The 6,346-nt window shown below is 40.0% G+C and carries 2 protein-coding genes; both read left to right on the top strand.

All coding sequences use genetic code 11. From position 1 onward, the window contains the following. Positions 1 to 117 precede the first annotated feature (117 nt). Positions 118 to 258, top strand: coding sequence for a hypothetical protein (locus DPX34_RS21805; RefSeq protein WP_157964788.1), 141 nt, complete (start codon positions 118 to 120; stop codon positions 256 to 258). 1,082 nt (positions 259 to 1,340) lie between these two features. Then, entirely contained in the window at positions 1,341 to 5,927 is a 4,587-nt protein-coding gene (locus tag DPX34_RS18475) for an Ig-like domain-containing protein (RefSeq protein ID WP_111979920.1), read from the top strand. Positions 5,928 to 6,346 lie beyond the last annotated feature (419 nt).

Below are 6,346 nucleotides of genomic sequence, written 5' to 3'. Positions count from 1 at the left end.
ATGGGGTGCTGCAAAAAACACTGCAAAACAACATTAACGCCGGCGCTCAAGTAGGTTGGCGCTAAGCTTGCGCAGCCCAACGTCACGCATGGTGTATTAAAATGGTTTATTTTGTAGATGGCAGAAGGGCGTGTTGTTAAAAACAAATCTCACGCTGCTGCATTATGGTTATTCGCAGTTTTAAATTATATCCGTTCAGGCTTGTGTGCTTATTATTCTGCTATTTTCAAAGCTGTTTTTAATAATTTAATGGTATAAGAATAATAAAATATAAGCAGAATCATAAAATAATAAGCTAAAAATCAATCAAAAAAATTAAACCCCAAAACAATAAAAATAAAATCATATATAAAAACCAGGGTGCTTAAAGTGGATAAATTCAAAATTTGTTCAATTTGTATTCACTTTAAAGTTAACCACTGATTTATATGGTTTTGATTGTCGCTAAAAACCGACTTTTGTCATTTGCTTTAACCGTCGTGCATTGTAATAGCAGATAAAATTTAGTGCATAAATCTGCAGATAAATCATATCCCTGATTAAATGTGTTATTGATTAAAGTGCCGTGTAAAGTTGGTTATCTTGATTGAAATACCAAATAAGAGTCAAGTAAGGAGCTAAATAAGGAACTAATCAAAATAGCACTTATATACCCATGTGACTTGGGTTGATATTCGAATCATACATTTTCAAATCTATTTTTTACCGCTCTTTGCAAGGCATAAGCATGTAAAACTAAATATTAAAAAACGTTTAATTTTATCACTGTGTAAGCAGGGCAGGTTAGCGGTGGCCAAATCAATTTTAATGTTCATTGGGCTCAGAATTTTAAAATTTATTCGATATAGAGCGCATAAATTCAACATCTGAGATCAACGTATAAAACAGAGATCCGAGAACGATTATTTTTTGATGTTTTTATGCTGAATACGGCCTCTTCTTAACAAATAATAATAAATTGCAATTGTTTAAGTGACTGATTTATAAATACTAAATAACCTTATTGTTAAACATTGCTAAATCATTATCGAGTTAAATATTAAGTTATTAAACCTAAAAATCAAATAAAAACTCTCGGTTTTGTATTTAAATTTCATTGTTGGGTCATGCCTTTTTTTTGTAAAAATTGTAAAGATAAATCTTTTATTTTGTTAACAATCCTCTTTGAACTGTTAACAAAGCTGTGCTAGTTTTTAACCCGCACAATGTCGATATAACCAACAAAAAAGACAGTGTTGTGTTGATAATTATTCTGTTTGCAAAAAGGTATAAGCAAGAAAGCAAATGAAATAAAAGTCAACGAGTGTGTTTAAAACAACAATTAAAACTAGGAAATTGGGATGTATAAAACCAAAAGAACTCTGCTGAGTATCGGTGTTGCCATTTCTTTGGCTTCTGCTTCTACCCATGCATTAGCTGAAAATGTCGTCATCGAAGTTGAAAATTACGATAATGTGGGCGGTACGTTTAACGATAACCAACCGAACCCCGTTACTATTTATTCCGTCAATGGCAAGCAGGGTATTAACTTTGTAAATGCAGGCGATTATGTTGATTATAATATCAACGTAGTGGGCGGCGAATACTCGGTTGAATACCTTGTTGGCACCAGTATGCAATCAGGTGCCGCTATTGAATTACTTATCAATGACAATGGCAATTGGGTGAGTCAAGGCACTGTGGCTGTGCCTTTTGGTAGCTGGGACGATTTTCAACCCTTGTCTCCTGCCAATACGATCATGTTACCTTCCGGTGCATCAACCATTCGTTTACTGGCAACGGGGTCTGATTGGCAATGGAACATGGAATCATTCTCGTTAACGGCAATTTCGGTTCCTGATCCAGATCCTGAGCCAGAAACACCGGTTGATGATGTTGTTGTTAATTTAGAAAATTTTACCACGACCGGTAAAACAGGCGCGGCAGTTGGCGGCGATTCAATTGTTGGTTTTGGTCCAACCAATGAAGGTATTAATTTTAATACCTCAGGTGATTATGCTGATTACAGTGTCACGTTTACTGATGCGGGTACGTATAATCTTAAACTTGCTGCGGGTTCACCTATGTCTGGCCAGATTGGCGCAGAAGTGTTACTCAATGGTAGCGTTGTTGCCTCATCTGAGCTTTCAGCAACTGCGGGTTGGGATAACTTTGAAGATTTCGATCTTGACGGTGATGTGGTTATTCCAAGTGCAGGCACTTACACATTCCGTTTACGCAGCTTTGGTTCAACGGCATGGCAGTGGAATGCCGATACATTAACATTTGTACACAGCTCAACCGATAATGGCAATGGCTCTGATGTTGCGGTTACCGGGGTAATGGTTAACCCTGCGAGTGCATCGTTAAATATTGGTCAATCACAAAATATTACGGCTACTGTTACGCCAGCCAACGCAACTAATAAAGCGGTTACCTTTGAATCGCTTGATACCAGCATTGCAACGGTTAATGCAAACGGTATGGTAACAGCGGTTAGCAATGGCCAAGCAATTATTCGTGTCACCACTGCCGATGGTTTTTATGTAGCTACATCAAACATCAATGTGTTAGCCGATGGCGTTGCGGTTACGGGTGTAAGTGTTAATCCAACTAATACCACATTAACGGTAGGTCAATCACAAACGGTTACCGCGACTATTTCACCAATTGATGCAAGCAATAACAATGTTTCGTTCTCGTCAAGTAATACCTCGGTTGCCAGTGTTAATGCCAATGGTGTGATCACGGCCGTTAATGCGGGTCAAGCAACAATCACAGTGACCACTGAAGATGGCAGCTTTACGGCACAAACCAATGTTACGGTTACGCCTGATTCTGTCGCGGTTACCGGTGTATCAATTACACCAGCCAGCACAACCTTAGTTGTTGGTCAGTCACAAAATGCAACGGCAACTGTTGCACCGTCTAATGCCAGCAATACCAATGTGGCCTTTAGCTCAAGCAATACATCTGTTGCAACGGTTAACGCAAACGGTGTTATTACGGCGGTAAATGCCGGTCAAGCGATGATCACCGTTACCACCAGTGATGGTAACTTTACCGCTCAAACCAATGTAACGGTTAATCCAGGTGGCGGTGGAACGGATCCTGAACCGGGTGAAGGTGAGTTTGTCCATAATGGTAATGGTTTATTGTGGGGCCGTGTAGATGGCGCAACCAACTTTGCAGGTAACGCGGGCTATACAGCCGATTCACCTAACTACAAAGTCACCACTGATTTATTAGAAACCGACGATGCAATTGATCCTAATTCGACTGAAGTATTTAGAGGTCAAATTTATGATGCCGATGGCCATATTTCATTTTATGAAAACATCGATGATAGCGTGCGTTTATATATTGATGGCAACTTAGTTTTATCTAACGACAGTTGGGAAAATTCATCACAAACAGCCGATCTGCAATTATCGCCAGGTACTCACGATTTTGAATTACGATTGGGTAATGCCGATGGCGGCAGCGGTGCGGTAAGTGGTATTGGTTTTGGTATTGATACGGATGGTGGCACAAACTTTGTACACCCAAGTACGCTAAGCCAAAATATATTTACGTCAAGTGGCTTAGTTGTTGTTGATCCTAAATTGCCACCTGATTGTGAGCTTTTGATCCAATTAGAAGATTTTGATGCAACCGGTACAACAGGCCGTGTAGCCAGTGATCCTAACGATGGTTTTGTTGTGGGTGATACCGGCACGAATGTGGGTTGGGTAACCAATGGTGATTATGGTGACTACAACAATGTTTATTTAGAAGCCGGTACTTACCGTTCATTTATTTCGGTTACAACACCTGAAACGGGCAGCTTTGGTGCCCGTATCGATATTAATGGCGAAACCGCTTCTTGGGGTTACTTTGATAGCACGGGTGGTTGGAGTATCGCTGCGAGAAATGAATTGTATGGCGGCGAGTTTGTTATTGAAACCGCAGGCAACCACAATTTACGGGTTGAAGCTGTCGGTGGTTCTGATTGGCAGTGGAGCGGCGACTATGTTTGTTTAGCTAAAGTGAGTGATAATACCGCCCGCACACCGGCTATTTATGACCCAGCAGACCATTTTGTCGCGGAAGTTAATGGCCCATCAACGGGTTTACAATACTTAAAAGCCCCTGTGTCTATTCCTGCGGCGAATAAATTATTGAAATCTGATGTTTGGTACACATACCCGCAAAATCGTGATTTTTACGATGAAGACAACGGTGGCCAACCAGGTGACTACGCTGATTTTGGTGCAACAGGTTCTTTCTGGGGGCATCCACCCGAGAGTGAATTTTATGATGAAACCGTGATCATGGATTGGGCTGTTAACATAGTTGATAAGTATCAAAGTGAAGGCCTTGAATATACTGCGCGTGGCGAGTTCGATTGGGGTTATGGTTGGTTTACCGAGTATACAACAAGCCCACAATCACATTATGTTCAAACGCTTGATGATCGTAATGTACGCATGACATTTATGGGCTACTTAAGCCATAACGGTCATAACAACAATTGGTTAAGTAATCATAGCCCTGCGTTTGTACCTTTCATGAAATCTCAGGTTGACCAGTTATTAAAAGCGAACCCTGATAAATTAATGTTTGATACACAAACAAACTCAACCCGTGCAACGGATATGAGAACGTTTGGTGGTGATTTCTCACCTTATGCGATGCAAAACTTCCGTATATGGTTAGATAAAAAATACAGCAGCAACGAATTGGCCGCGATGGGTATTAATAACATCAATACCTTCGATTACAAACAGCACTTACTCGATGCTGGTGTAACGCATACTTCGTTCTCAAATGGAGCCGATAGAGTTGAAGGCAATATTCCAATGCTTGAAGACTTCTTATACTTCAACCGAGACGTATGGAACCAAAAGTTCGCAGAAGTATTATCTTACATTCGTCAAACACATCCAAATATCGAAATTGGTGCAAGTACACAATTATTTGAGTCGCGTGGTTATATCTTTAACGAGAATATTACCTTCTTGTCTGGTGAATTAAACTTAGGTGCTAAAACATCTATATCTGAATTACCAACGAATATCCTTGTTCACTTAAAAGGAGCTCAAGCGATTGATAAGCCATTAGCTTATGCACCATACCCATGGGAATTTGAAGAGCTTCGTGTACAAGATGCGCCTCGATTTGGCCGTGGTTGGGTAGCTCAAGCCTATGCTTATGGTGGTTTATTCTCTATTCCTGCTAATGTATGGGTAGGTGGTGATGTGTGGACTTGGTCTCCGGGTGCTGATAACTATCGTGATATTTATCAATTTGTAAGAGCACAAGAAAACTTGTTAGATGACTACACGTCATACGCTAAAGTTGGTTTAGTTCATGCGATGTACTCATCAATGAAAGCTGGCTTTATTGACGGTGGCAACCAAGTTCAATCAAGTGTTAAATTACTAACCGAAGACAATATCAACTTTGACATGTTGGTGTTTGGTGATGCAGGTTACCCTGTGGTACCACGTGATGAAGATTTTGATAACTTTGATCATATCTTCTATGACGGGGATTTGAACTACTTAACAACTGAGCAAAAAGCCGTATTAGATGCGCAAGGTAGTAAAGTAAGACACATAGGTCAACGTCTTACGATTGCGGACTTAGCGATTACGGTCAGCATTAATGGTACAGCGTCTAACGACATCGTATCGGCGGTATCGCGTATTCACGAAACCAATGCAAGTGCACCGTATGTGGTTCATTTAGTTAACCGTCCGTTTGCGGGTGGTGTAACACCGACACTTAATGGTGTTGAAGTCGCTATTCCTGCAAGCTACTTCCCGCAGGGTGTAACGTCGGCTAAGTTACATTTACCTAACGGTACAAGCACAGACTTAGACCTAACAACTAACGCTAATGGCGATGTTATTGTGCCGGTTAATAACCTTGAAGTATGGGGTATTCTTGAATTAGGTCACTAATTCACTGATTACTTAATACTGATTACTTAATACTGATTACTTAATACAGTAAAGCGAAGGCCGCTTAAGCGACCATGCCTCTCAGTTTAACTGGCAGGCATGGTTTATTAAGTGGCCTTTTTTTGTATTGCGCCATGTATTTTTTGTCAGGATTTTGCATGATATGAAACAACCTGACAAAGCATATTTAGCCCGCCAAACCCCTATGCAAAATACGTTAGCGTCATTGTTCATGTAGGTTGGTGCTAAGCTTGCGCAGCCCAACGTCACGCATGGTGTATTAAACACCATTATTTGAAAAATCTTATTCACCCATAAAAACATCATTAATCCTCACACCTAAAAACAAACAAAAAATAAAATATTTTATTCACTTTTTTTTAACTTAATAAAGCATATAAATATCAATTAGATAGAAT

This window comes from Algibacillus agarilyticus, from assembly GCF_003286125.1.
GTDB lineage: Bacteria > Pseudomonadota > Gammaproteobacteria > Enterobacterales > Alteromonadaceae > Algibacillus > Algibacillus agarilyticus.
This window is presented reverse-complemented; position numbering and strand designations above follow the sequence as displayed.

What these genes read in the sequence shown, in the direction of transcription:
- DPX34_RS21805 (WP_157964788.1), top strand. Translation starts at nt 118, where the DNA reads ATGGCAGAAGGGCGTGTTGTTAAAAACAAATCTCACGCTGCTGCATTA.
- DPX34_RS18475 (WP_111979920.1), top strand. Translation starts at nt 1,341, where the DNA reads ATGTATAAAACCAAAAGAACTCTGCTGAGTATCGGTGTTGCCATTTCT.